Below are 21,279 nucleotides of genomic sequence, written 5' to 3'. Positions count from 1 at the left end.
ACACCACTGATAGGTCTAGCGTGCGCCCTTTCGGTACCAGCGGATCAGTTCCTTCTGGTCAGCGGGCAATTCGACCCCACTCTCCATCTGATCGAGCGCATATTGCGCCATGAGCTGCTCGGCCTTGCTTTCGATCCGCGCAAGCATATCGCATAGTTGGGCCTTCTCATCACCGGTCAGCACTTCGTCCAAGAGCTGTGCGCGGCGGTCCATCACATCGATGATGTTGCGGTACACCGCTTCGCCTTTTTCCGTCAGCACGAGGTTCTTTGCGCGTTTGCTGGTAGGCACCGGTTCAAAATCGATAAGCCCCGCTTTTCGCAGCGCCTTGACTGCCCGGCTGACTGTGTAACTGTCCATCCGGCTCTGGTAAGCGATATCAGCGGATTTGATCGGCATATAGGAGCCGATGTTGATGAGCACGCGCATCTCGCGCACATCAAGGTCAATGTCCTGGCGCACGCTCAGGTCACGGTTAAGGGCAAGGAGGTTGCTTGCCGTCGCAATCCGGAAAGGTACATGTGCCATCAGGTCCAGCGGGTCGTTGATACGATCCGTCAGCTTGAAGTAGCGTTTGCGGGCGGGCGGCAAATCATATTTGTTCATGGCGCATTTGTATCAGTGCTTTGGGCTTTTGCAAACAAATGTTTATTCTTGCAAAGCGTCTATCTCCCTGAAACCATTGGTGTAATTCGCGTAAAAGTGGGGGAAATCCGCCATTCAATATCCATATTGTTCTTGTTTTGTTCTTGTGATAAAATCAGAGCATGGAAACAGGAAAACGACATATCGGCCTTGGCCAACCTTCTACCTCGCCGTGGCTTGTGCGCGGTCGTGGAGCTGTCTCGAATAACAGTGGCCGCTTTGAAAAGCTGACGCGTGAACGTGCCGATGATGGCTGGCTGTCCGATATTCCCGATGCGTCACTCAAGACCGAGGTGCAGGAAGAGCAGGCCAAGCATATCCTGACGCGCAACAAGTCACCCGATATCCCATTTGACCGTTCGATCAATCCTTACCGCGGCTGTGAGCATGGCTGTGTCTACTGTTTTGCACGCCCAACACATGCGTACATGGGGCTTTCGCCTGGTATCGATTTCGAGACCAAGCTTTTTGCCAAGCCCAATGCGGCGGAACTGCTGAAAGCGGAGCTGTCGAAGAAGGGCTACGAGCCCAAACCCATCGCTATGGGCACCAATACCGACCCGTATCAGCCGATCGAGAAGGATCGTCGTATCACGCGGGAAATCCTGAAGGTTCTCTATGAACACCGGCACCCAGTGACCATTCTCACAAAATCGCGCCTCGTGGTACGGGATATGGATATCCTTGTGCCAATGGCGGAGATGGGCCTCGTGCGTGTATCCCTCTCTGTCACCACGCTTGACCGGAAGCTTGCGCGGGCGCTTGAGCCGCGGGCGAGTACGCCGACGCGCAGGCTTGATGCCATCAAGCTGCTGGCGGACGCTGGTGTCCCCACAGGTATGATGTTCGCGCCGGTGATTCCTGCGCTCAATGACCATGAGATGGAGACCCTGCTCTCAGCAGGTGCCCATGCAGGCGCTAAATATGCCAACTATATCCTCCTGCGCCTGCCGCTTGAGCTTGGTGGCCTGTTTGAGGAATGGCTGGGTGAACATTACCCCGACCGCAAGGTGAGGGTGTTGCACAGGCTGATGGAAATGCGCGGTGGCCGGGTGAACGACCCACGTTTCAAACACCGCATGAAAGGCAAGGGGCTCGAGGCTGACCTGATGGACCAGCGCTTCCGCAATATCAGCCGCCGTCTTGGTCTCAATCTGTTCAAACAGGACCTTGATACCACCAAGTTCCGCCGTCCGGTGCTGGCGGGCGGCCAGTTCAACCTTTTCGATCACACTTCAGCCCACTGAAAAAGGCCGGTGCATGCAAGCATGCCCGGCCTTCTTTTTTGGTTCTGCTGGGTGCCGCGGCGTTAGCCGTTTTCATCCATGCTGAACAGTTCCGCGTTGCCGCCAACCGCTGCCGTATTGATGGTGAGCGTATGCTCAGCCGCAAAACGGAACAGATAGTTGGGGCCACCTGCTTTCGGACCGGTGCCCGACAGGCCTTCACCGCCGAACGGCTGCACGCCTACAACCGCACCAATCATGTTGCGGTTGATATAGGTGTTGCCTATGCGGGTTTTCTCAAACAGTTCCTGCCAGCGGCTTTCAAGGCGCGAATGCACGCCGAAGGTAAGGCCGTAGCCCGTGGCGCGGATTTCCTTAAGAACTTCATCGATCTTACCCGACTTGAAGCGGATGACGTGCAGGATGGGGCCGAATTGTTCGTCCTCAAGCTGGCCAAGGTTATCCAATTCAAAAATGCGTGGTGCGAGGAAAGTGCCGTCTTCGGTGCCTTCGCCCAGTTCGGCGGTGGCAACAAGTTTGGCTTCTTTTTCCATGCGCTCGCAGTGTGCGGCAAGTTTGTCGCGCGCTTCGGCATCGATAATCGGGCCGATATCGGTGGTCAGCAGTGACGGGTCACCGATGACACGTTCCTTCAGCGCCCCTTTGAGCATGTTGATGACCTTGTCGGCCACACTGTCCTGCACAAAAAGCACACGCAGCGCGCTACAGCGCTGGCCTGCTGAACCGAAGGCAGACATGATCACATCATCCGCCACCTGTTCCGGCAGCGCGGTGCTGTCTACGATCATGGCGTTCTGGCCGCCGGTTTCGGCGATCAGCGGTACAATTGCACCGTCGCGTGCTGCGAGCGTGCGGTTGATGATCTTGGCGGTGGCGGTGGAGCCAGTGAAAGCCACGCCTGCAATGCGCTCGTCTTCAACAAGGGGCGCTGCCACGCGGGAGCCTTCGCCAAGGATCAGGTGCAGTACGTCCACTGGCACGCCTGCTTCATGGAACAGCTTCACCGTGTGATAGGCCACGAGCGGCGTCTGTTCCGCCGGTTTGGCGATGACTGCGTTACCGGCCGCGAGCGCCGCAGCAACTTGGCCCGCAAAGATGGCGAGCGGGAAGTTCCACGGTGCAATGCACAGGAACGTGCCGCGACCACCAAGGAACAGGCGGTTGCGCTCCCCGGTCGGGCCAGGCAGCACGGTCGGGTTCTCGAAATGCTGTTCAGCGCGGGCGGCATAGTAGCGGCAGAAGTCTACAGCTTCGCGGATCTCCGCGATGATGTCGCTCATGGTTTTACCAGCTTCACGCACCAGAAGATCAACGAACAAGTCCCGATTGTCCTCGAGCTTGTCACCGATGGCGCGCAGGATTTCACCGCGCTTTGCACCGCCGATGCGGTTCCATTCACCTTGCGCTGCTTCGGCTTTGGTGATGGCCGCTTCAATGTCTTCCGTGCGAGCTTCCTTGACGGTGCCAACAACTTCCTTGGTGTTCGCCGGGTTGGTCACACTGCGTTCCGTGTCGCCAACATCCTTGCCACCAATGATGCACGCACCTTTATAAGTTATGCCTTTGTTGCGGGCGAGGGCGTCCATCAGTGGGCCGGACTGCGCACGGTCATAAAGGTTGCAGCCTTTGGAGTTTTTACGCTCGTCACCAAAAATGTCTTCCGGTTTTGCAATCAGCGTATGGCGAAGCGCCGGTGCCATCTTGATCGATGGGATTGGGTCACCCGCCACTTCTTCAACTGGAACATCCGCGTCCATGAAGCGGTTCACGAAGCTGGAGTTCGCACCGTTCTCCAGCAGGCGGCGCACAAGATACGGCAGCAGGTCTTCATGCAGCCCCACAGGCGCATAAGTACGCGTGCGGATAGGCTTGCCCTGAACGCGGCCAGCAGCCTTGTAGAGGAGCGAGCCCATGCCGTGCAGTTTCTGGAACTCAAAGCGCTTGCCGCCTGTCATATTGATGATGGCTGCGATGGTGTGCGCGTTGTGTGTGGCAAACTGCGGGTAGATGGCGTCCTGCGCTTCCAGCATGCGGGCAGCGGTGTAGAGATAGCTGATGTCCGTCGCCTGCTTGCGCGTGTAAACGGGGTAATCCTCGAGGCCCTGTTCTTGCGCCTTCTTGATTTCCGTGTCCCAGTAAGCGCCTTTGACGAGGCGAACGGCAAACTTGCGACCATTTTCGCGCGCGAGGTGAACGAGCCAGTCAATCACATATGGCGCACGTTTCTGGTACGCCTGAACGGCAAGACCGAGGCCTTCCCAATCAGCGAGGTCAGGGTCCTGTGCCAGCGCTTCAATGATGCGGAGGGAAATTTCAAGCCGGTCAGCTTCTTCAGCGTCGATGGTCATCTGGATATCGTAGGACTTGGCTTGCGCCGCGAGTTCTTTCACCCGCGGCAGCATCTCTTCCATCACGCGCTTCTCGTTGATCTCGTCATAGCGCGGGTGCAGGGCCGAAAGCTTGATCGATACGCTGGAACGGTCATGTGGGTCGTCGCCATCTTCTTTGGTAGCATTGCCCACAGCGTCGATCGCGTGTTTATAAAGCTCGAAATAGCGGTCGGCGGTTTCCATGGTGCGAGCACCTTCGCCGAGCATATCGAAGCTCATCATCTTGCTTTCCGCCGGCTGTTTGGACTGGCGGGTCAGACCTTCCTTGATAGTGCGGCCAAAGACAAACTGTTTGCCCATGATCTTCATGGCTTGCATGACCGCTTTGCGGATCACCGGCTCACCCGTGCGGGCGACAAGCGAACTCATCCATTTGCCGGGGTTTTTGGTGATTGCGCGGTCAAGGCGCACAACTTCACCTGTCAGCATCAGGGCCCAGGTGGAGGCGTTCACGAACAGGCTGTCAGAGTGTCCCTTGTGCGAAGCCCAGTCACCGGATTTGATCTTCTCGGCAATGAGCTTGTCTTGCGTCTCGGCGTCAGGGATGCGCAGCAGCGCTTCCGCGAGACACATGAGGGCAACACCTTCCTGATTTGAAAGGCCGAATTCCGCGAGGAAGGCATCAAGGCTGCCTTGCTCTTCTTTCATTGCGCGGGACTGCGCAACAATGGCTGCGGCACGCACCACGATCTCGTCGCGGTCTTCCGTATTCAGGGGGAAATTGTCAATAAGCGAACGGACTGTTGTCTCTTCGTCCGCCAGATAGGCATTTCGGATTGCAGCAAACGCCGTTGCACGGGTATGTGCCGGCGTCGGGCTGATGCGAAGCTTGGCCATATATAATTCCTTCTACCACACTTCGATTGTCATGATCGTCAATCCACGCTTGGATCTTTGTCCCCCTTAGCGACAAAAAAAAGCGCGGAGAAGAAGAATTTATATTGCGCTGCAACATGTGGCGAAAGCCGCGGTTTTCCTGCGCGCATCGCCCTTGCCCGCGGGTGTGGCCTCAGCGGACAAGAACTCGAGTCCTTGTACCATATAAAATGGGGCCGTTCGCTGACGGCCCCATGACGATTTAGTGTAGTCTGTGGAGATGTGTACACTCACGCCAGTTGCGTGAGCATCTCCTTCTTGTAGGGCAGGATGGCATCATGCTGTTCAGCGCGTACCTTTTTCACCCAGTCAGGGTTTGCAATCAGGGCACGGCCAACGGCTACGAGGTCAAATTCGTCATTTGCCATACGCTCCAGCAGCCCCTCAAGACTGGCAGGTTCTGCCTCAGCGAAGCCAGCGGTGCCTTCCTCAGTGAAGGCGGCATCGAGACCGACACTGCCAACCGTGATGGTGGGCTTACCGGTCAACTTCTTGGTCCAGCCCGCGAGGTTGAGAGTGCTGCCTTCAAATTCGCTTTCCCAGAAGCGGCGGGTTGAGCAGTGGAAAATGTCCACACCTGCGTCCGTCAGCGGCGCGAGGAAGGCTTCAAGTTCAGCCGGGTTGGCGGCGAGTTTGGCGTTATAGTCCTGCATCTTCCACTGCGACCAGCGCAGAATAACAGGGAAGTCGCTACCGACACGGGCACGGATCGCTTTCACAATCTCGGTCGCGAAGCGGGTACGCTCAACTGCGTTCCCGCCCCATTTGTCAGTGCGTTCATTGAGGTCACCCCAGAAGAACTGGTCGATCAGGTAGCCGTGAGCACCGTGGATTTCCACGCCGTCCATGCCGATACGCTTGGCGTCTTCCGCCGCTTGCGCAAAAGCGTCAATCACATCGGCCACATCCTGTTCGCTCATCTCGTGGCATTTTTTCTTGCCCTTGGCGACAAGGCCGGATGGGCCGTAGCCCGGCACTTCGGGGTCGGGTTCAATGCCTGGGCGACGCACTGCGCCCACATGCCAAAGCTGAGGCATGATCTTGCCGCCTTCACCGTGCACGGCATCGACCACTTTTTTCCAGCCCGCGAGGGCTTCTTCGCCATAGAAGAAGGGTACGTTTGCATAGCCGCTGGCGGCCGGATGCCCCACGCAGGTGCCTTCAGTGACAATAAGGCCTACTTCGCCTGCGGCGCGTTTGCGGTAATATTCGATATTCAGGTCGTTGGGAACATTGCCGGGGGAGAATGTGCGGGTCATGGGTGCCATAACCACACGGTTCTCTAAGTGCAGTCCCTTAAGGTCAAAGGGTTTGAAAAGCGGTGCAGCGTCTGCTGTCATCAGTACTTCCTTCGCTTTGCCGCGCGCGTGCGGCGGTGATGTCTGGCTGCGGATTTAGGTAGGGCCCAATCATCCGCTTTCAAGAATGACGCGTAGGAAGAACGAGTTCACACTTGTGTCATGCTCTTTTCACAGGCACGGCTAAGGCGTTATAACTTGGGCAAGAAACGATATTCCGGAGGAGAGTTGGGTATGCGGTTCAGATCACTTTTGCTGGCAGCGGCGGTTATGTTCGCGGGCACCAGCGTTCAGGCGGATGATGAAAAATCACTGCACGACTTCACTGTAACATCGATTGAGTTCAAGGACATGCCGCTTGCTGAATACAAGGGCAAGGCAGTTCTGATGGTCAACACGGCATCCTACTGTGGCTACACCCCGCAGTATGAAGGTTTGCAGGCGCTCTGGAACGAATACAAGGACAAGGGCCTCGTGGTCCTTGGAGTGCCCGCCAATGATTTTGGCGATCAGGAACCGGGGTCCGAGAAGAACATCAAGAACTTCTGCAAGGTGAACTTCCAGGTCGATTTCCCGATGACCAAGAAGATGGTTGTCAAGGGTGGGCCGGACAATGCGCCGGTTTATGAGTGGCTTGCCAGTGAGCTCGGTGAAGAGAGCCGCCCCAAGTGGAACTTCCACAAATACTTGATCGACCGTGAAGGCCACCCGGTTGCCTATTTCTCAAGCAAGGTAACCCCGCAGTCTGACGAGATGAAGGCCGCGGTTGAGAAAGTGCTGAACGCTTCCGGGCGGTAACAGATTTTAGATTATCAAGGGGTGGTTTCCTGTGGGCTGCCCCTTGTTAATGATATGTTCGCCTTCGCCGGCAAACATGAGTTGCTGAACATCTGTCATCGCAGCTTCCAGCTGTTCAATAAATGTTTCCGGTGCCCCAAAAATCACAAGGCCTGACCCCTGCATGCGTTCCCCGGCGACAGCGGCGGGTGCCATGAGCTTGCTTTCAAATGCCTTCGCGCCGCCGAGACTGAGAAGCGAGCGCACCATCTGCTTGTGGCGTTCATCCTTGAGAATGGGATACCAGATCATATAGATCGCCGATGACCAGTTGGACTGCGCTTTCATCACTGTCCGTGCCACGTCCCGGTACTCGGTCTTGATCTCGTAGGATGGATCAATGAGCACAAGGCCACGCAGGTGATGGGGGCGATTGAGATAGGCGATTGTCTCAAGCCCATCGCGGCGGCTGATATCGACACTTTGGTATTGGCCGAGGTTATCGAGCAGATGGCGATGTTCACCGGGATGCAGTTCGGTAAGGAACATGCGGTCACCGTGACGCATGAAGGTCTGCGCGATGGCGGGCGAGCCCGGGTAGCTTGTTTCGCCGTGCGTGGCCCGGAAATCATTGATGAGTTTCAGGTAACGCGCGGCAGCACTGTCTTTTTTGCTGGCAAGGTCAATCGCGGTGATACCGGTCTGGTGCTCTTTGGTTTTTTCAGCCTCTGTGCTCGCGAGATCGTAGATCCCGCGTCCGGCATGGCTGTCATAGAAGCTGAAGGACGATGTGCCTGCGCTCAAATGCTCAAGCGCGAGCATGAGGGCGAGGTGCTTGTGCACATCCGCGAAATTGCCCGCGTGGTAGATATGTTGGTAACTCAGCATTTGGCTTCCTTTATTCTGCCAGCAGTTCGGCAGCGATTTCCTTGAACGGGCGACTGTCGTCCGCAAGCATGGCAGCAGGCACTTTTATACGCGCTGCAATCAGTTTTTTAGCGTTCATGAATTCGGCGATACGGCCCACGCAGTCCGCCGCGATGATCGCACCGTCCTTCATATAGAAAAACGCGACCGAGCGGTCGAGTGGGTCACCACGCACTACCAGTGTATCATAGCCGGTGGATAGCCCCGCGATTTGGAGTTTCAGGCCGTATTGGTCTGACCAGAACCATGGCAGGCTGTCGTAATGCGCATCCTCGCCCATCATATGTTCGACTGCGACTTTGGCTTGGTCGACAGCATTTTGCACGGATTCGAGGCGCATCTCGCGGCCATAAAACGTATGTTTGAACCAGCTGACATCGCCCACGGCATAGATATCAGGGGCTGTCGTCTGGCAGTGCTCGTTCACAGATATGCCCGCTTCTGTTGCACCCAGTCCCGCTGCGATGGCAAGCTCGGCGTTTGGTATAAGGCCAATGCCAGCAACAATCATATCGGCTTCGAAACGTTTACCGCTGGCGGTGATGACAGCGCTTGCGCGGTCAGTGCCTTCGATTTCAGCGACCATTTCGCCGGTGAGAATATTGACACCTTCTTCGCTGTGCAGATGGGTGTAAAACTCGGACACTTCAGGTGCGACCACACGGGCAAGAATACGGTCAGCCGCCTCAATTACGGTCACATGTTTACCTGCCTTGCGCGCAACGGCCGCGACCTCAAGGCCGATGTAACCACCGCCCACAATCAGCACATGACGCGCAGATGTGAATTCACCGCGCATGGCGTCTGTATCGGTCATGGTGCGCACATAATGGATGCCGGCGAGGTTCGCGCCTTTGCAGTCAAGCCGTCGGGCGCGGCCACCAAGGGCTAGAATGAGCTTGTCATAGCCGATGACCTCACCGTCGGCCAGGGTGACGGTCTTGCCGTCACGATCGATTGCCGTGGCGCGCACGCCAAGCTTCAGGTTGATACCGGCAGCTTCATACGCTTGCTCGCGCAGGATCGGCAGCCGTTCGGCGGTAATCTCGCCGGACAGATACATCTTCGAGAGCGGCGGGCGCTGGTAGGGTACGACCGGCTCATCACTGATGAGCGTCACCTCACCCTCGAATTTCTTCATCCTGAGTGAAGTGGCGATTTGTGCGGCAGCGTGGCCGCCGCCAATAATGACAAGCCGGGTCATACGTTTTTACCTATGTGTTCAAAAACCTTTGAGTGGCAGGTGTTCCGGCCGCCTCAACCAGTTATCTGCCGGATAATGGGCCGCGCCGTCAATCACATGCAGCGTGTAGGCATGCCGGGACTTGTCCGACCGGTTGGCGGAAGACATGTGCGGGAACAGCCCGCCGAACACCAGAACGGTACCCTTGGGCGCCGGTAGTGGCACCTTTTTGTCTTCATCAAACGGGGTGTCATCAAGCGTTTCGGTGTAGGTGCTATCACCGCCCGGCGTACGGCGGAAGGCCGCGCGCACGCCGCCCGTCTTGTGGCCGCCGGGAATGCCGTACAGGCAGCCGTTCTCCGTTGTCGCATCCTCAAGGGCAACCCAGATACCTAGGCAGGTTTCAGGTTCGGTACGCAGGTAGGTTGCGTCCTGGTGGCAGACCACCTCGCCACCAATATGCGGTTGCTTAAAGATATACATGGACTGAAGTGGCAGCGGCTGCTTGTGACCAAGCCCTTCACAAATGGTGCGGAAAGCCTCCTGTCGCGCGAAGGCAGAGAAGGTCTCGTCGGTGTCATGCATGGCATGACCAACCTTGTTGAGCGCAAGTTCCTTGGGTTTGGTGATATTGCCGTCAGCGTCAAAAGCTTCTTCCTCAAGGAAGAAACGTGTCTCATGGCCGGACTGAAGGAAATACTGGTCCTGTGCGTGGGCCTCAGAGGTGCTTGAGAAAACGGACCTGTGGGCGCTGACATCAAAGTCCGTGACCATGTCTGCCATGTGCTTCCTGAGGCTGTCGCATGCGGCTTCGCTTACGAGGCCGTCGAGGACCAATACACCGTCTCTCTCAAAGGCTTCCCGCATCTCGGGGGTAATGCCTTTAAAGCTGCTCGCATCAAAACGAGGGATCATCTCCTGCTCCTGGATGGTTCCCAGCCCGCCGATTGGACACGTCGTCCCACGGAGGTTGATTTAGGCCGGGTTCCTGATTGCGATAAAATGCACAGGTCTTGCGCACCGTCAAGCCTTGCAGGGTGCGTGTGTGTGGGCTAGGTGAGAGAGGAGAGTTCTTTCCCTGGGGGATGTCCATGACCATCTTTGAAATCGCTATGTTGGCGGGTGTTGCACTGCTTGTTTTGCTTGTGCTCTTTCTGTTCACGCGCCTGTCGGCACTGAAAAACGAGCTTTCAAGCGGCGAGATGGATGGGCAGTTGATCCGAATCGATGGCCGCCTTGGCGATATGGCCGCCAGCGCTGAGCGGCGTGAGCAGGCGTCGCGGACCGAACTGATGGGTCAGCTCCGTGAAAACCGGGAAGAGATGGGAAAGGCGATTGCTGCGCTTTCTGAGACCGTGCGCAAACTGGGCGCGGATCAGGGCGCACAGCAGCAGCAGTTCCGCGACAAGCTTGACGAAAAGATGAAAGAGCTGCGCGTCGAGAATAGCCAGAAGCTTGATGAGATGCGCCGCACCGTGGACGAGAAGCTGCAAACGACGCTCGAAAAGCGCCTGAGCGAGAGCTTCAAGACAGTGTCCGAACGGCTGGAGCAGGTGCACAAGGGGCTTGGTGAGATGCAGACCCTTGCATCCGGAGTAGGTGACCTCAAACGCGTGCTCACCAACGTGAAGTCGCGTGGAACATTTGGCGAAGTCCAGCTAGGTCTGCTGATTGAAGATATTCTGACCCCCAACCAGTTTGTTGCAAACTATGACTGCGGGAAGAACAGTGGCCATGTGGAGTTTGGCATCCGTATGCCCGGCACATCAGAAGAAATATACTTGCCGGTGGACGCCAAGTTCCCAACCGAAGACTACGAGCGTCTGCTGACCGCTGTAGAGGCAGGTGACAGCGACGGCATTGCGTCTGCGCAGAAACTGCTGGTTAGCAGGGTTAGGGGCTTCGCAAAGGATGTGGCGACGAAATACATCAATCCACCCCACACAACGCCGTCAGCAATACTGTTTTTGCCGACAGAAGGCCTATATGCCGAAATGCTACGGGTGCCAGGCTTTGTTGAGAGCATCCAGCGTGAACTCGCGGTGACCATTACGGGGCCAACCAATTTTCAGGTACTTCTGACTACGTTCCGCATGGGCTTCCAGCAGATGGCCATGCAAGAGCATGCCGCCGAAGTTTGGCGAGTACTCGGTGCGGTCAAGCGCGAGTTTGAGAAATACGGTGAGCAAATCAGTGCAATGGGCAAGAATGTCAATGCCATGGAAAAGCATATCGAGAAGCTTGAAACCCGTAAGAATGTGATGCTGCGTGCGCTTAAGAACGTGCAGGCGGTGGAAGACGGAACAGCCGCAGAGCTGCTGGAAGATGACAGCGGTTACGAACAGAAATAGCGCTCGCCTTACATAGTTGACCAAGGTCAAAGCGGTATCGCCTGTACCTGTGCATGTTGCTTACATAAGAAACTGCGAAAGGAACGGGCGATGAGCCATACCCCCCATGAACTCAAGGAAGACTTCCCCGAGTTTGCTGAAGCCATCCACAATCTCAAGGAAAGTGACGCACACTTTCGCCGCTTGTTCGACGAATATCACAGCGTGAACCGAGCTGTGCATCGGCTCGAGATTGGTGAAGATCATGCGTCTCAGTTTGATGAGGAAGCACTCCGCAAGGAACGCATCAAGCTCAAGGATGAAATTTATGCGCTGCTGAAAGCGGCCTGAGGGGGCTAGTTCAGGCGCGCGGGAAAGGGCGGTGCGGGTGGCGCCGCCCTTTCTTTTTATGATTTTTTCTCAAGAAGTTAGTGCACCTGAATTCTAAAATTTTAAGTAATGGGGCCCTGATGGTCGGTCATGACTTGATGCCATTGACCATTGTCAAGATATCGGCTGCCTCACCTCTGTAGATTGCCTGCCGTTGGGTAGTCGAGAGGTAGTAAAATGCGTTACATTCCGTTCAAGATCCTGGAAGAAATTCCAGGTAAAGAACCAAGGTTCTGGTCCCTTATCTGTTCCGACCAGCATTTCTACAGGGTCACACGGGCCTATAACACACTGAACCAGCTTATTTGCAGCATCGAGGCAGAAGGTGGCCGGGATGGCACCTTTGACCTGAATGGGCTCAGGAAAGAGCGGGTACGGCTCAAGGACGAAATATTCTACATGCTCACCCACTGAAGCCGCGTATCGCACCGCGCTCCGGCATTGTGGCACAACCGTGTCACAAATTGCGGTGAACGGTGCGATAAATGAGGTGAGGCCCATTGAAAAGAAAAAGCCTAAACACTAAATTAAGCATGTAGCCGGGAGCAAAGACTCCACTCAATAAGACGGCGACAAACGACAGTAACAACAAAGTGCCGCGCAGCAAAAACAAGCGGTACGCATAGCTGAAGCAGAAAACTGCATTTACAGCGAGGAGATAGACATGTTTACCGAATTCATGCGCGATGCGGGCTCCCGTTCCGTCGCCACCCATATCCCAGCCTCAAGTCCGCGGGCAGATACCCGCACCTGGCGTCGCAAGCGGCGTTCAGTAAGGCTGGCACGCGTTCCGTTCGCAGCCTAAGCGGAAGAGCTTTGAACCCGCTGTTGTATTTAGCTTAAGTCTCTGTGCATCGACGCGTTAGAGCAGCAGCAGGTTCCGGTCGGGCAGGGGTGCGGACGATACCCCCTGACCCTAGCCCCAAGCGCCCATCCCGGCCCGGCCAACCTTATCTGTTTTGAGTACCCACACGTTTTGAGTTGAGAGCGTGCGCGAGCCGCTCTGCTATTCTTTCCTAAACCTACCCAAGCACTGATAGGCGTTCCTCTGTTCCCTGGGGAGCGCCTTCTTTTTTTATTTTATGGTTAACGGAAATTAATGATTTGCCTGCCAGTCATCGATGGCGAGGATGATGATGCGGGAAATATCGCCGCGCACGCCTTCAAAGGGATAGAGGTGACCGTCAAAGCGATACAGCCTGCCATTCTCAAGCTCATATTCATCCGAGGTGCGATTGACGATGCGGTCGTCCGTAGCTTGGTTGAAGTTGTGGACATAGGCCTCGTATTTGCCGCCGGTATCCAGTTCATCAAGGCACAAGCCCGTGATGTCGCGGCCATAAGCCGCAACGACTGACGTACCAGCAAGACGGTAGCGGAACCGCCGCGGATGGTTTTCCACCTGCACCAGCGACATATAGGGTAATGCTTCGTCTGGAACGTCATTGATATTGAAGTCGAGGAAGCGCGGCACTTCACGATCGCCCTTCAGGCGACGCCAATACCGGTCAAAAGCTTTGGCAATCGGGTGCATATCCAATATGGTCCGCATTGTTGGGGCTTGGGTGACAGAATGCCTAATGGGCGCATGAATGGTCAAGGCTGACATCCTCGTAATCCGTACCCCCAGACAACTCATACGTACGGTGCAGCGACATGGATTTATTTGAACATAATGGCATCGATATGACCAGCGGCCCGGACTGGCGGTTTGAGGCTGCACTCGCGCGTGAAGGCTTCGATGTTGTGTGCGGGGTGGATGAAGTGGGGCGCGGCCCGCTTGCAGGACCTGTAGTCGCTGCGGCCGTCATTCTTGACCAGGCGCGCGTACCTGAAGGGCTCAATGACAGCAAGAAGCTGAGCGAGAAGAAGCGCGAAGGCCTTTATGATGCGATCCATGAAATGGCCGTCGCGGTATCAATTGCTGAAGCCAGTGTCGCGGAAATTGACGAGATCAACATCCTGGAAGCTTCCATGCTGGCGATGCGTCGCGCGGTGAGTGGGCTTGCCCATGTGCCGCAGGCGGCATTGGTGGACGGCAACCGTGCGCCCGGCCTCAAGATGCCGACGCGGACGATCATCAAGGGGGACGGGCGGTCACTTTCCATCGCAGCGGCGAGTATTGTCGCGAAAGTTTTTCGCGACCGCATGATGAAAAAACTCGGCGAAGATCACCCTGAATACGGCTGGGCATCAAACGCAGGATATGGTGTTGCGAAACATTTGGCTGCACTACGGCTTGTGGGTGTGACGCCTCATCACCGAAAATCTTTTGCGCCGATTCGGCAGATTCTGAATGAAGAATAGCTTATAACTAACTGATTCATATTAAAGAATCGCTTGACGCCGAATCGAGTCGGAATCATAATCTCCTCAACAACTCGCCGGAATTTGAGCAAAAATGCCGCCCATAGGGCAATTCCGGTCGGTGGCTCCAGGGACGGGGCCCGCAGCTTGGGACGGAGAAAATAGATGGCTGAAGCAAAGAGCGCGACCCGCACGGGTGGCGGGCTTAAAACGCTGCCTTTGAACAAGATTGTTCAGGGCGATTGTATCGATGTAATGAATGCGCTGCCCGAAAAGTCGGTCGACGTTATTTTTGCAGACCCACCCTATAACATGCAGCTCAAGGAAACGCTGTCGCGCCCCGATAACTCGAAGGTCGACGGTGTGCATGACGCTTGGGACAAGTTCGCAAGCTTCAATGCCTATGACGAATTTACCTACCGCTGGCTGGCGGCCGCGCGCCGTATCCTCAAGGACAACGGCACCATTTGGGTCATTGGCTCCTACCACAACATTTTCCGCGTTGGCACCGCGCTTCAGAACCTTGAGTACTGGGTGCTCAATGATGTGATCTGGCGCAAGTCGAACCCGATGCCGAATTTCCGCGGTACGCGTTTCACAAACGCGCATGAGACGCTCATCTGGGCTGCGAAGTCTGCGGACAAGGGCGGCTACACGTTCAACTATGACGCCATGAAAGCCATGAACGACGACACGCAGATGCGGTCCGACTGGACCCTGCCGATCTGTTCTGGCGGCGAGCGCCTCAAAAACGGTGACAAAAAAGCTCACGCGACGCAGAAGCCGGAATCGCTTCTTTACCGTGTGCTGATGTCCTCCACCAAACCGGGTGACGTGGTGCTTGATCCATTCTTTGGTACAGGCACTACCGGCGCTGTCGCCAAAATGCTGGGCCGCAACTATATCGGTATCGAGCGTGAGACCGACTATATCAAGGTTGCGCGTGACCGTATTGCAGGCGTTGAGCAACTGGACGATGAAGCGCTTGGCTATACTGAGAGCAAACGCAGCCAGCCGCGTATTCCATTTGGTTCCATTGTTGAGCGGGGTCTCATCAAGCCGGGCACCACGCTTTTTGACAGCAACCGCCGCTATGCCGCGCGTGTACGCACCGACGGCACCTTGATTGCCGATGCCGAGAAGGGCTCCATCCACAAGGTGGGTGCAAGCGTTCAGGGCGCGCCGGCGTGCAATGGCTGGACCTTCTGGCACGTTGAGAAAAAAGGCGAGCTGATGCCGATTGATGTGTTCCGCCAGCAGGTTCGTGCAGAACTTAATTAGAAAACGGATTGGTGCCGGGCGCAGCACCTGCTTTGGCGGGTGCCAAGCGGGCGGGGTTTGAAGCATGAAAATTTACCTTCATATCGGGACCCACAAAACCGGCACCACCTCTATTCAGCACTTTGCCGAGGACAATATTGATCTGCTCGCTGAGCACGGCATCTACTGGCCCAGAACCCGTGAGTTGAAGAATACGAGCCGCCAGCATTCACTGCTGTGGCGGATGCTGCAGGCAGGCGAGGAAGCGAAGGTCGCAGACTTCGTGGCACGTGCCATCGCTCGCGCACAGAAAGAGGGTGCGCATAGCATCCTCTTCTCTGGTGAAGGCTTTTGCCACGCCTCTGAGGCAGAATCGGCTTCATTTATGAAGTTGCTGGATGGCCATGACGTGGAGGTTATTGTCTACTTCCGCAACGTATTCGACTACGCCCGCAGTGCTTTCACTCAGAACCTCAAATATGCAAGCCGCAGGCCGCGACCTGAAATTCTCCATCGGGCCATCCAACGAAGCCTTGACTACACGGCAATCATTGAACTTTGGCAAAAGGTGGTGCCGGGCGGCGCCGTTGAGGTCCGCAGCTATGATGAGGAAAAGAAGGAGCTGGTGCCTGCCTTTTTTGATCGTCTCGGGGTGCCTGCAGCACTTGTCGCCTCAAAATTAAAACCGTCCGCGAACCAGAGCATTGATCCGACCATCCATATGCTGCTTGCAAGTGTCGGTTCCGACGATACGGGCGGCGACTTTGGCCGGAGCCGGGACGCTTATTTCCAAAGTTTCAAGGGGCCGGGCATTCAATCCCCCATGGTGTGGGACATTGTCGCTAGCCTCTGTGTGGGGGCTGATGCCAAGATGGCACATCCTCTATTGGCCCCGTTTCGTGAATGGTTGCTCAAGGCACCAGACAAGCCAAATCGTCCAAGCACTGCAGAGCAGGCCGCCTATTTCGCGTCCCTTGCAAAATTTTCCCGGCGTATGGTACGGCGTAAACGCTTTGAGGCCAGCGCCCTTTTTCCGCTTTGGCTCCGCCTGAAGGGTAAGCGGCGGCCTACATGATGTTACCTCCGGCCGTGTGGATGCCCGTCCGCGCGGCTGATCCAGGCGCTCTCCCTGCCCGGGGAGGGCGCCTTTTCTTTGCGCCCAAGGCTTTCGTCCTATAAGGAGGATGAAATTTAAAAGGATTGGCTCGCGATATTGGGGCAAAAATGAAAATCTACCTTCACATCGGTACACATAAAACCGGTACGACCGCTATTCAGTCGTTAATTTTCCGCAATAGCGATTTCCTTGCGGAACACGGTATTTTTGTTCCCAAAGTTGACCGGGAGGCCTACAGGCGTGGTCTTGCAGATGTTGCAGTTTTGCTCAGACAGGGCCAGTTTGAGGAAGTGCGGGATTTCATTCACGCGTGTGTTCGAGAAGCAGAAGCGTCTGGTGCGCGCGTATTGTTAATCTCCAGTGAGGAATTTTCTACCGCGGCACCGCAACACATTGAGGCCCTCGCACAAATCCTGAAACCCTTTGATGTCGAGGTTATTCTCTATCTCAGGAATGTTTATGAGTATGCACTTAGCCTATGCGGGGAGCAGATCAAAAGACCAGGCTCAGTCCGGCGGTATGAAGCCCTCGCGTATGAGGTGACGAGCCGCCTGAACTACACTGAGCTTCTCTCCAGATGGGAAGCCAGTTTCGGGACGGAAAAGCTTGATGTCCGGTGTTATGACGACGTACGGACATCGCTGCTTGAAACTTTTTACGGCCACCTTGGTGTGCCCGCGGATGCTCTTGATGCACTTATCGAGCGTCGGTCCTTCGAGAAGAACAAAAGTATCGATATGGCAACGCAGTTGATGTTGTCTGTCGTAAACATCAACTCTGACATGGGCAAGCTCGTTCGTTCAAACGAGGTCTATGACGCGGCGTTTTCAGATTTTCACTATGTGCCGCCTATGCTCGCCAATATCGCCCGAATGTTTTGCCGGGCAGAGTTCATGGATTTCAGTCATCCTCGGCTCGCGCCCTTCGTTGATACCCTGACCAGGCCAATCCCTGAGATGGAAGAGACCGAGGAAGAGAAAATCGAGTATCTGGAACGTCTAGGATTGTTCGCACTCAAGCTCGCGGCAGAGCGGCGAGGGCAGCGCAGGTGGCGCCAAAAAATTCGTGATTTCATTCGAGTGGGTAAAGCTGCCTCTCAAGACACGCCTGTCCGCGGCAGAAAGAAGAAGCCGAAGAAGCAAAGATAGTGCGGTGTCGTTGAAGCGAAAGGCCTGGGGTCTCGTCCGTGACGAGGGGAGCCTGACTGGCAACAGGCCTACAATTTTGCATTCACAATCTTTTCTAATCCATATTGATTTTGCGCCCGATATCCCGACATGATTTCCATCACCGGATATTTGTGTGGCCCTTCGGTCGCCCCGGTCTGGCGGCGGCCTCAAGGCCATACGCCTATTGTTTGTTCGGAGACAAGAATGAGCAAAGAACGCAGTGCGAAAAAAGAAGTGAAGAAAAAACCGCTTCTCGACAAGAAAGCAAAAAAGGCAGCAAAGGCCGGCAAAAAATCGCCGAGCTATCTGGAAGCCTGATCGCTCTTCTGTGACGCAAGAAAATGGGCCGCCAACGCGGCCCATTTTTCTTTCCAGCCCCATAATCATTGCCAATACACGTAAAAGGCGTATCTTTTAACCTAAAGGCTGGGCTTTTGGGGGGAATATGCTCGACTTTCTCAATATGTACGACAACGCCTTTTTACGCAGGAGGGATGGGCATCTGCTGTTTCTCCGTTCGTGGCGGCGGGGCTATCAGGTGAGTGAGGCGGAGCGACAGAAACTCACAAAGTGTCTGGGTCCACTTACCGCCTTTGCATTCTTTGGTGTCGTCGCACATATGCCACTTTGTGTGGCATTTGGTGACCGGTTGCATCTGCCAGATCTGTTGGTACCTTTTGTCATTATCATCCCTTGGCTCTGTCTTGTCTCAGGGGTGTCAATTTTAGTGCTGCGCTCTGTTCTGCGCGGCAGGCCGGTCGTGGCAACGGGCATGACATTTCAGGAATACTGGAACCGGGCGTGGCAGCTAATGTCGCTTGGGCCGTTCCTCCTGATGCTTGTGGGTGGCATGCTGGTGCAGATGCTGGTGCTTGGCGTGCTGGAGGGCAGCACGGTCGCGAGTTTCATCTCCCTTGCCGCCTTCCTTGGTGTGTTGATCCCGGAGCATCTGCGCTGCAGCGCACGCATGCGCAATTGGCCACAGGTCGACTGACCGCTACAACTTCGGCACAATCATCAGCATTTTGCGGAATACCGTTGGCAGGCCAACCTCATCAAGGGCGTCAATCGGATGCCAGAAGCCATTTTCGACATTGTGGCGCGCGCTGGCTTTCGCGGCCACCAGTCGCGTTTCCAGGTGGAAGTGGGTGAAGGTATGTTTCGCCACCCCTTCAACCGGCTTCCAATAGTCATTGGTAGGTACGTGCGTTAACCACTCGTCTTTACCGGGGAATTTGGTGCGTTCTGTCCACGGTGTGGAGAATAGGCCGGGCATACCACCCAATAAGCCTTTTGGCTCACGCCGTTCCAGAAGCACATGGCCGTCGTGCACTAACCAGAAGGAGACCGCCCGCCGGGTCGGCTTTACTTTCTTGGGTGCTTTGACGGGGTATGTCTCCATATCCCCTTCGGCTTTTGCAGCACAGTCGCGGTTCAAAGGGCACAGCAGGCATTTGGGCTTCTTCGGTGTGCATACGCCGGAGCCAAGGTCCATCATGGCTTGGGCGAAATCACCCGCGCGCTCCGTCGGGGTGATGTCTGCAGTGTGGGCCTTGATGGCTTTTTTCGCGCCGGGCAGCGGTTCCGCAATGCGGAAAAGTCGGCTGACCACCCGCTCCACATTGCCGTCAACAACAGCCGCGCTTTCACCAAACGCAATCGCCGCGATGGCTGCCGCCGTATAGTCGCCGATGCCGGGAAGTTTGCGCAGTTCTACCTCCGTTTCCGGGAACCGGCCACCGTGCGTCTGCGCAACAACTGTCGCACATTTGTGCAAATTGCGCGCACGGGCGTAGTAGCCAAGGCCCGCCCATTCCACAAGCACATCCTCAAGTGGGCTCGCCGCTAGCGTCTCCACCGTGGGCCAGCGTTCGAGGAATTTGGCGAAATAGCCTTTAACGGTCGTAACAGTGGTTTGCTGCAGCATGATCTCAGACAGCCAGACGTGATAGGGCTCGGCCCGCTCGCCAGGCGCAGCGCGCCATGGCAGTGTGCGTCGGTTTGCGTCATACCAGTCGAGAAGTTTGTCGGCGATACTCATGATCACAAGGCGCTGAAGTCCACGGTTTCTCCTTGCCCGCTAACCGGGCATCAGGTAGCACAGGACCATAGCGCCGCGCTTGCAGCTTGCAAGTAAAATGGCAGCAGGTTTGAGGGGAATGTAATCGTGGCAGCCGCGAAAGCGAAAGGCAGTAAGAAGGACGACGGGCAGAAAGCGTCCGACCGTCTTCGGCGCACGTCTTCCGCATCAAGTGTTGCACGCTCTTTCCTCTCTGGTGCTATTCGCAAAAAAGGTTTCGCCCAGGTTGAGGTGATCACGCGCTGGCCACATATCGTGGGTCCTGATCTTGCCGACAGCACCGTGCCAATTGACCTTCGTTTTCCGCGGGGGGAGCGTATGGGGGCCACGCTTGTTGTGCGCTGTGAGGGCGCGTTTGCACCGCTTCTTACCCACAAGGCAACGCGGGTGATCGAGATGGTCAACAGCTTCTTCGGATATGCGGCTGTGGCCAAGCTTGAGGTGAGGCAGGGGCCATTGCCGCGCAAGCGCGACCGTCGGCCGATCGCCAAAGCGCCGCTGAGTGCAGATGCCAAACGCAATTTGACCACACTTGTGGGTGATGGGGAGTTGAGCCCGCTTCGCGAAGCGGTTAAAAGCCTAGGGGAATATGTCCTCTCGGGCGCGAAAAAAGACAAATAACGATTGGGAAGATTCGTGACATATAAAGCAGTGATCACCGCCGTCCTTCTGGCCTTTGCGCCTGCCGTCTTTGCGCAGGATCATGATCATGACCACAAGCCGGGGGAGACCCACGAAGCTGTCGAGGATGATGGCATCGGCGTCCGCGGTGAGCTCGTTTATGGCGAGAAAACTGCAAAAGTTGAAGTGATGGAATACGGGTCATTTACCTGCCCGCACTGTGCTCGCTTCACCTCCGAAATTTTCCCCAAGCTCAAAGCTGACTTTATCGACACCGGCAAAGTGCGCTTCATTTTCCGGAACTTCGTGCGCGACCGCTATGACATGGCGGTTGCTGCCATCAGCCGCTGCACGGCAGGGCCGGCTGAGACCAAAGAGCTGACGGAAGTTTTCTTCCAGCGCCAGAATGATTGGGTTCGTGCGAATAACCCTTATGAGGTTATGGCAGAAATCGCGGTCGAACACGGCCTGAGCAAGGACAAGCTTGGCGACTGTATTTCCTCGCGCAGCTTGCAGGAGCATTTGGTCGAGATGCGCAATTTCGGCATTGAAAGCTACCAGATTGATGAGGTGCCGACGCTTTTTGTGAACGGCGCCAAGATCAAAGGCTACTCCTATGAGGCCCTGAAGGAAGCGATTGAAGCTGCTAAGTAAAGTGGCCT

The 21,279-nt window shown here is 55.9% G+C and carries 21 protein-coding genes; 12 read left to right on the top strand and 9 right to left on the bottom strand.

The genetic code is table 11. From position 1 onward, the window contains the following. Positions 1-15 precede the first annotated feature (15 nt). Positions 16-606, bottom strand: coding sequence for a MarR family winged helix-turn-helix transcriptional regulator (locus tag B150_RS0114785; RefSeq protein WP_020400718.1), 591 nt, complete (start codon positions 604-606; stop codon positions 16-18). 161 nt (positions 607-767) lie between these two features. On the opposite strand from B150_RS0114785, the gene B150_RS0114780 reads away from it, so the two are divergent. Beyond that, positions 768-1,892: a PA0069 family radical SAM protein gene (locus B150_RS0114780; RefSeq protein WP_020400717.1), complete on the top strand. Its 1,125-nt coding sequence runs from the start codon at positions 768-770 to the stop codon at positions 1,890-1,892. 62 nt (positions 1,893-1,954) lie between these two features. Here B150_RS0114780 and putA read toward each other — a convergent pair whose 3' ends face one another. Together putA and B150_RS0114765 are read right to left on the bottom strand one after the other, a co-directional pair. Continuing rightward, positions 1,955-5,119, bottom strand: a complete 3,165-nt coding sequence (putA, locus tag B150_RS0114775) for a bifunctional proline dehydrogenase/L-glutamate gamma-semialdehyde dehydrogenase PutA (protein ID WP_020400716.1) — start codon at positions 5,117-5,119, stop codon at positions 1,955-1,957. 269 nt (positions 5,120-5,388) lie between these two features. Then, positions 5,389-6,498 carry an NADH:flavin oxidoreductase gene (locus B150_RS0114765; protein ID WP_020400714.1) on the bottom strand — a complete coding sequence of 370 codons (1,110 nt, stop codon included), beginning with the start codon at positions 6,496-6,498 and terminating at the stop codon, positions 5,389-5,391. A 192-nt stretch (positions 6,499-6,690) separates the two neighbouring features. On the opposite strand from B150_RS0114765, the gene B150_RS0114760 reads away from it, so the two are divergent. Continuing rightward, on the top strand, positions 6,691-7,254 hold the full coding sequence (locus B150_RS0114760; protein WP_020400713.1) for a glutathione peroxidase: 564 nt from the start codon (positions 6,691-6,693) through the stop codon (positions 7,252-7,254). Between the two features lie 6 nt (positions 7,255-7,260). Here the strand turns inward: B150_RS0114760 and B150_RS21340 are convergent, their stop codons facing one another. From B150_RS21340 to B150_RS0114745, 3 genes are read right to left on the bottom strand one after another with little or no spacing between them, the layout of a single operon-like run. Further along, the gene (locus tag B150_RS21340; protein WP_020400712.1) at positions 7,261-8,121 is read right to left on the bottom strand and encodes a 23S rRNA (adenine(2030)-N(6))-methyltransferase RlmJ; all 861 of its coding nucleotides are present in this window, start codon (positions 8,119-8,121) and stop codon (positions 7,261-7,263) included. 10 nt (positions 8,122-8,131) lie between these two features. Continuing rightward, the gene (locus tag B150_RS0114750) at positions 8,132-9,364 is read right to left on the bottom strand and encodes an NAD(P)/FAD-dependent oxidoreductase (protein ID WP_020400711.1); all 1,233 of its coding nucleotides are present in this window, start codon (positions 9,362-9,364) and stop codon (positions 8,132-8,134) included. Positions 9,365-9,382: 18 nt separating this feature from the next. Then, positions 9,383-10,258 carry a phytanoyl-CoA dioxygenase family protein gene (locus tag B150_RS0114745; RefSeq protein ID WP_020400710.1) on the bottom strand — a complete coding sequence of 292 codons (876 nt, stop codon included), beginning with the start codon at positions 10,256-10,258 and terminating at the stop codon, positions 9,383-9,385. A gap of 176 nt (positions 10,259-10,434) precedes the next feature. Between B150_RS0114745 and B150_RS0114740 the strand changes: the two genes are divergently transcribed. The 3 genes from B150_RS0114740 to B150_RS0114730 all read left to right on the top strand — a co-directional run bounded on the left by B150_RS0114740 (position 10,435) and on the right by B150_RS0114730 (position 12,477). After that, complete coding sequence (locus tag B150_RS0114740; RefSeq protein WP_162139710.1) at positions 10,435-11,694, top strand: DNA recombination protein RmuC; 1,260 nt, start codon at positions 10,435-10,437, stop codon at positions 11,692-11,694. Between the two features lie 90 nt (positions 11,695-11,784). Then, on the top strand, positions 11,785-12,024 hold the full coding sequence (locus B150_RS0114735; RefSeq protein WP_020400708.1) for an HP1242/YdcH family protein: 240 nt from the start codon (positions 11,785-11,787) through the stop codon (positions 12,022-12,024). A 216-nt stretch (positions 12,025-12,240) separates the two neighbouring features. Beyond that, positions 12,241-12,477: an HP1242/YdcH family protein gene (locus B150_RS0114730; protein WP_020400707.1), complete on the top strand. Its 237-nt coding sequence runs from the start codon at positions 12,241-12,243 to the stop codon at positions 12,475-12,477. 43 nt (positions 12,478-12,520) lie between these two features. Here B150_RS0114730 and B150_RS0114725 read toward each other — a convergent pair whose 3' ends face one another. Beyond that, positions 12,521-12,778, bottom strand: a complete 258-nt coding sequence (locus B150_RS0114725) for a hypothetical protein (protein WP_020400706.1) — start codon at positions 12,776-12,778, stop codon at positions 12,521-12,523. Between the two features lie 381 nt (positions 12,779-13,159). After that, positions 13,160-13,615: a PAS domain-containing protein gene (locus tag B150_RS0114720; RefSeq protein ID WP_162139709.1), complete on the bottom strand. Its 456-nt coding sequence runs from the start codon at positions 13,613-13,615 to the stop codon at positions 13,160-13,162. Between the two features lie 104 nt (positions 13,616-13,719). On the opposite strand from B150_RS0114720, the gene B150_RS0114715 reads away from it, so the two are divergent. The 5 genes from B150_RS0114715 (at position 13,720) to B150_RS0114690 (ending at position 18,910) form a co-directional block, all read left to right on the top strand. After that, on the top strand, positions 13,720-14,370 hold the full coding sequence (locus tag B150_RS0114715; protein ID WP_020400704.1) for a ribonuclease HII: 651 nt from the start codon (positions 13,720-13,722) through the stop codon (positions 14,368-14,370). Between the two features lie 165 nt (positions 14,371-14,535). Next, the gene (locus B150_RS0114710; RefSeq protein ID WP_020400703.1) at positions 14,536-15,651 is read left to right on the top strand and encodes a site-specific DNA-methyltransferase; all 1,116 of its coding nucleotides are present in this window, start codon (positions 14,536-14,538) and stop codon (positions 15,649-15,651) included. A gap of 64 nt (positions 15,652-15,715) precedes the next feature. Next, positions 15,716-16,705, top strand: a complete 990-nt coding sequence (locus tag B150_RS0114705; RefSeq protein ID WP_020400702.1) for a hypothetical protein — start codon at positions 15,716-15,718, stop codon at positions 16,703-16,705. Between the two features lie 125 nt (positions 16,706-16,830). Beyond that, complete coding sequence (locus B150_RS0114700) at positions 16,831-17,895, top strand: hypothetical protein (protein ID WP_020400701.1); 1,065 nt, start codon at positions 16,831-16,833, stop codon at positions 17,893-17,895. Between the two features lie 748 nt (positions 17,896-18,643). Then, on the top strand, positions 18,644-18,910 hold the full coding sequence (locus B150_RS0114690; RefSeq protein ID WP_025895877.1) for a hypothetical protein: 267 nt from the start codon (positions 18,644-18,646) through the stop codon (positions 18,908-18,910). Positions 18,911-18,913: 3 nt separating this feature from the next. On the opposite strand, the gene mutY is transcribed toward B150_RS0114690, so the two are convergent. Continuing rightward, a complete protein-coding gene (gene mutY, locus B150_RS0114685) occupies positions 18,914-19,957 on the bottom strand; it encodes an A/G-specific adenine glycosylase (protein WP_020400698.1) in 1,044 nt (347 codons plus the stop codon). 126 nt (positions 19,958-20,083) lie between these two features. On the opposite strand from mutY, the gene B150_RS22570 reads away from it, so the two are divergent. Further along, entirely contained in the window at positions 20,084-20,617 is a 534-nt protein-coding gene (locus tag B150_RS22570; RefSeq protein WP_020400697.1) for a DUF721 domain-containing protein, read from the top strand. 15 nt (positions 20,618-20,632) lie between these two features. Further along, positions 20,633-21,271, top strand: a complete 639-nt coding sequence (locus B150_RS0114675) for a DsbA family protein (RefSeq protein WP_020400696.1) — start codon at positions 20,633-20,635, stop codon at positions 21,269-21,271. Positions 21,272-21,279: the final 8 nt, after the last annotated feature.

This window comes from Kordiimonas gwangyangensis DSM 19435 = JCM 12864 (assembly GCF_000375545.1).
Classification (GTDB): Bacteria; Pseudomonadota; Alphaproteobacteria; order Sphingomonadales; family Kordiimonadaceae; genus Kordiimonas; species Kordiimonas gwangyangensis.
The sequence above is the reverse complement of the archived record's forward strand: the minus strand, read 5'-3'. Positions and strand labels throughout refer to the sequence as shown.

Bases quoted from the DNA above. Each gene is read 5' to 3' on its own strand.
- B150_RS0114785 (WP_020400718.1), bottom strand. From the start codon at position 606: ATGAACAAATATGATTTGCCGCCCGCCCGCAAACGCTACTTCAAGCTG.
- B150_RS0114780 (WP_020400717.1), top strand. From the start codon at position 768: ATGGAAACAGGAAAACGACATATCGGCCTTGGCCAACCTTCTACCTCG.
- putA (WP_020400716.1), bottom strand. From the start codon at position 5,119: ATGGCCAAGCTTCGCATCAGCCCGACGCCGGCACATACCCGTGCAACG.
- B150_RS0114765 (WP_020400714.1), bottom strand. From the start codon at position 6,498: ATGACAGCAGACGCTGCACCGCTTTTCAAACCCTTTGACCTTAAGGGA.
- B150_RS0114760 (WP_020400713.1), top strand. From the start codon at position 6,691: ATGCGGTTCAGATCACTTTTGCTGGCAGCGGCGGTTATGTTCGCGGGC.
- B150_RS21340 (WP_020400712.1), bottom strand. From the start codon at position 8,121: ATGCTGAGTTACCAACATATCTACCACGCGGGCAATTTCGCGGATGTG.
- B150_RS0114750 (WP_020400711.1), bottom strand. From the start codon at position 9,364: ATGACCCGGCTTGTCATTATTGGCGGCGGCCACGCTGCCGCACAAATC.
- B150_RS0114745 (WP_020400710.1), bottom strand. From the start codon at position 10,258: ATGATCCCTCGTTTTGATGCGAGCAGCTTTAAAGGCATTACCCCCGAG.
- B150_RS0114740 (WP_162139710.1), top strand. From the start codon at position 10,435: ATGACCATCTTTGAAATCGCTATGTTGGCGGGTGTTGCACTGCTTGTT.
- B150_RS0114735 (WP_020400708.1), top strand. From the start codon at position 11,785: ATGAGCCATACCCCCCATGAACTCAAGGAAGACTTCCCCGAGTTTGCT.
- B150_RS0114730 (WP_020400707.1), top strand. From the start codon at position 12,241: ATGCGTTACATTCCGTTCAAGATCCTGGAAGAAATTCCAGGTAAAGAA.
- B150_RS0114725 (WP_020400706.1), bottom strand. From the start codon at position 12,778: ATGGGTGGCGACGGAACGGGAGCCCGCATCGCGCATGAATTCGGTAAA.
- B150_RS0114720 (WP_162139709.1), bottom strand. From the start codon at position 13,615: ATGCGGACCATATTGGATATGCACCCGATTGCCAAAGCTTTTGACCGG.
- B150_RS0114715 (WP_020400704.1), top strand. From the start codon at position 13,720: ATGGATTTATTTGAACATAATGGCATCGATATGACCAGCGGCCCGGAC.
- B150_RS0114710 (WP_020400703.1), top strand. From the start codon at position 14,536: ATGGCTGAAGCAAAGAGCGCGACCCGCACGGGTGGCGGGCTTAAAACG.
- B150_RS0114705 (WP_020400702.1), top strand. From the start codon at position 15,716: ATGAAAATTTACCTTCATATCGGGACCCACAAAACCGGCACCACCTCT.
- mutY (WP_020400698.1), bottom strand. From the start codon at position 19,957: ATGAGTATCGCCGACAAACTTCTCGACTGGTATGACGCAAACCGACGC.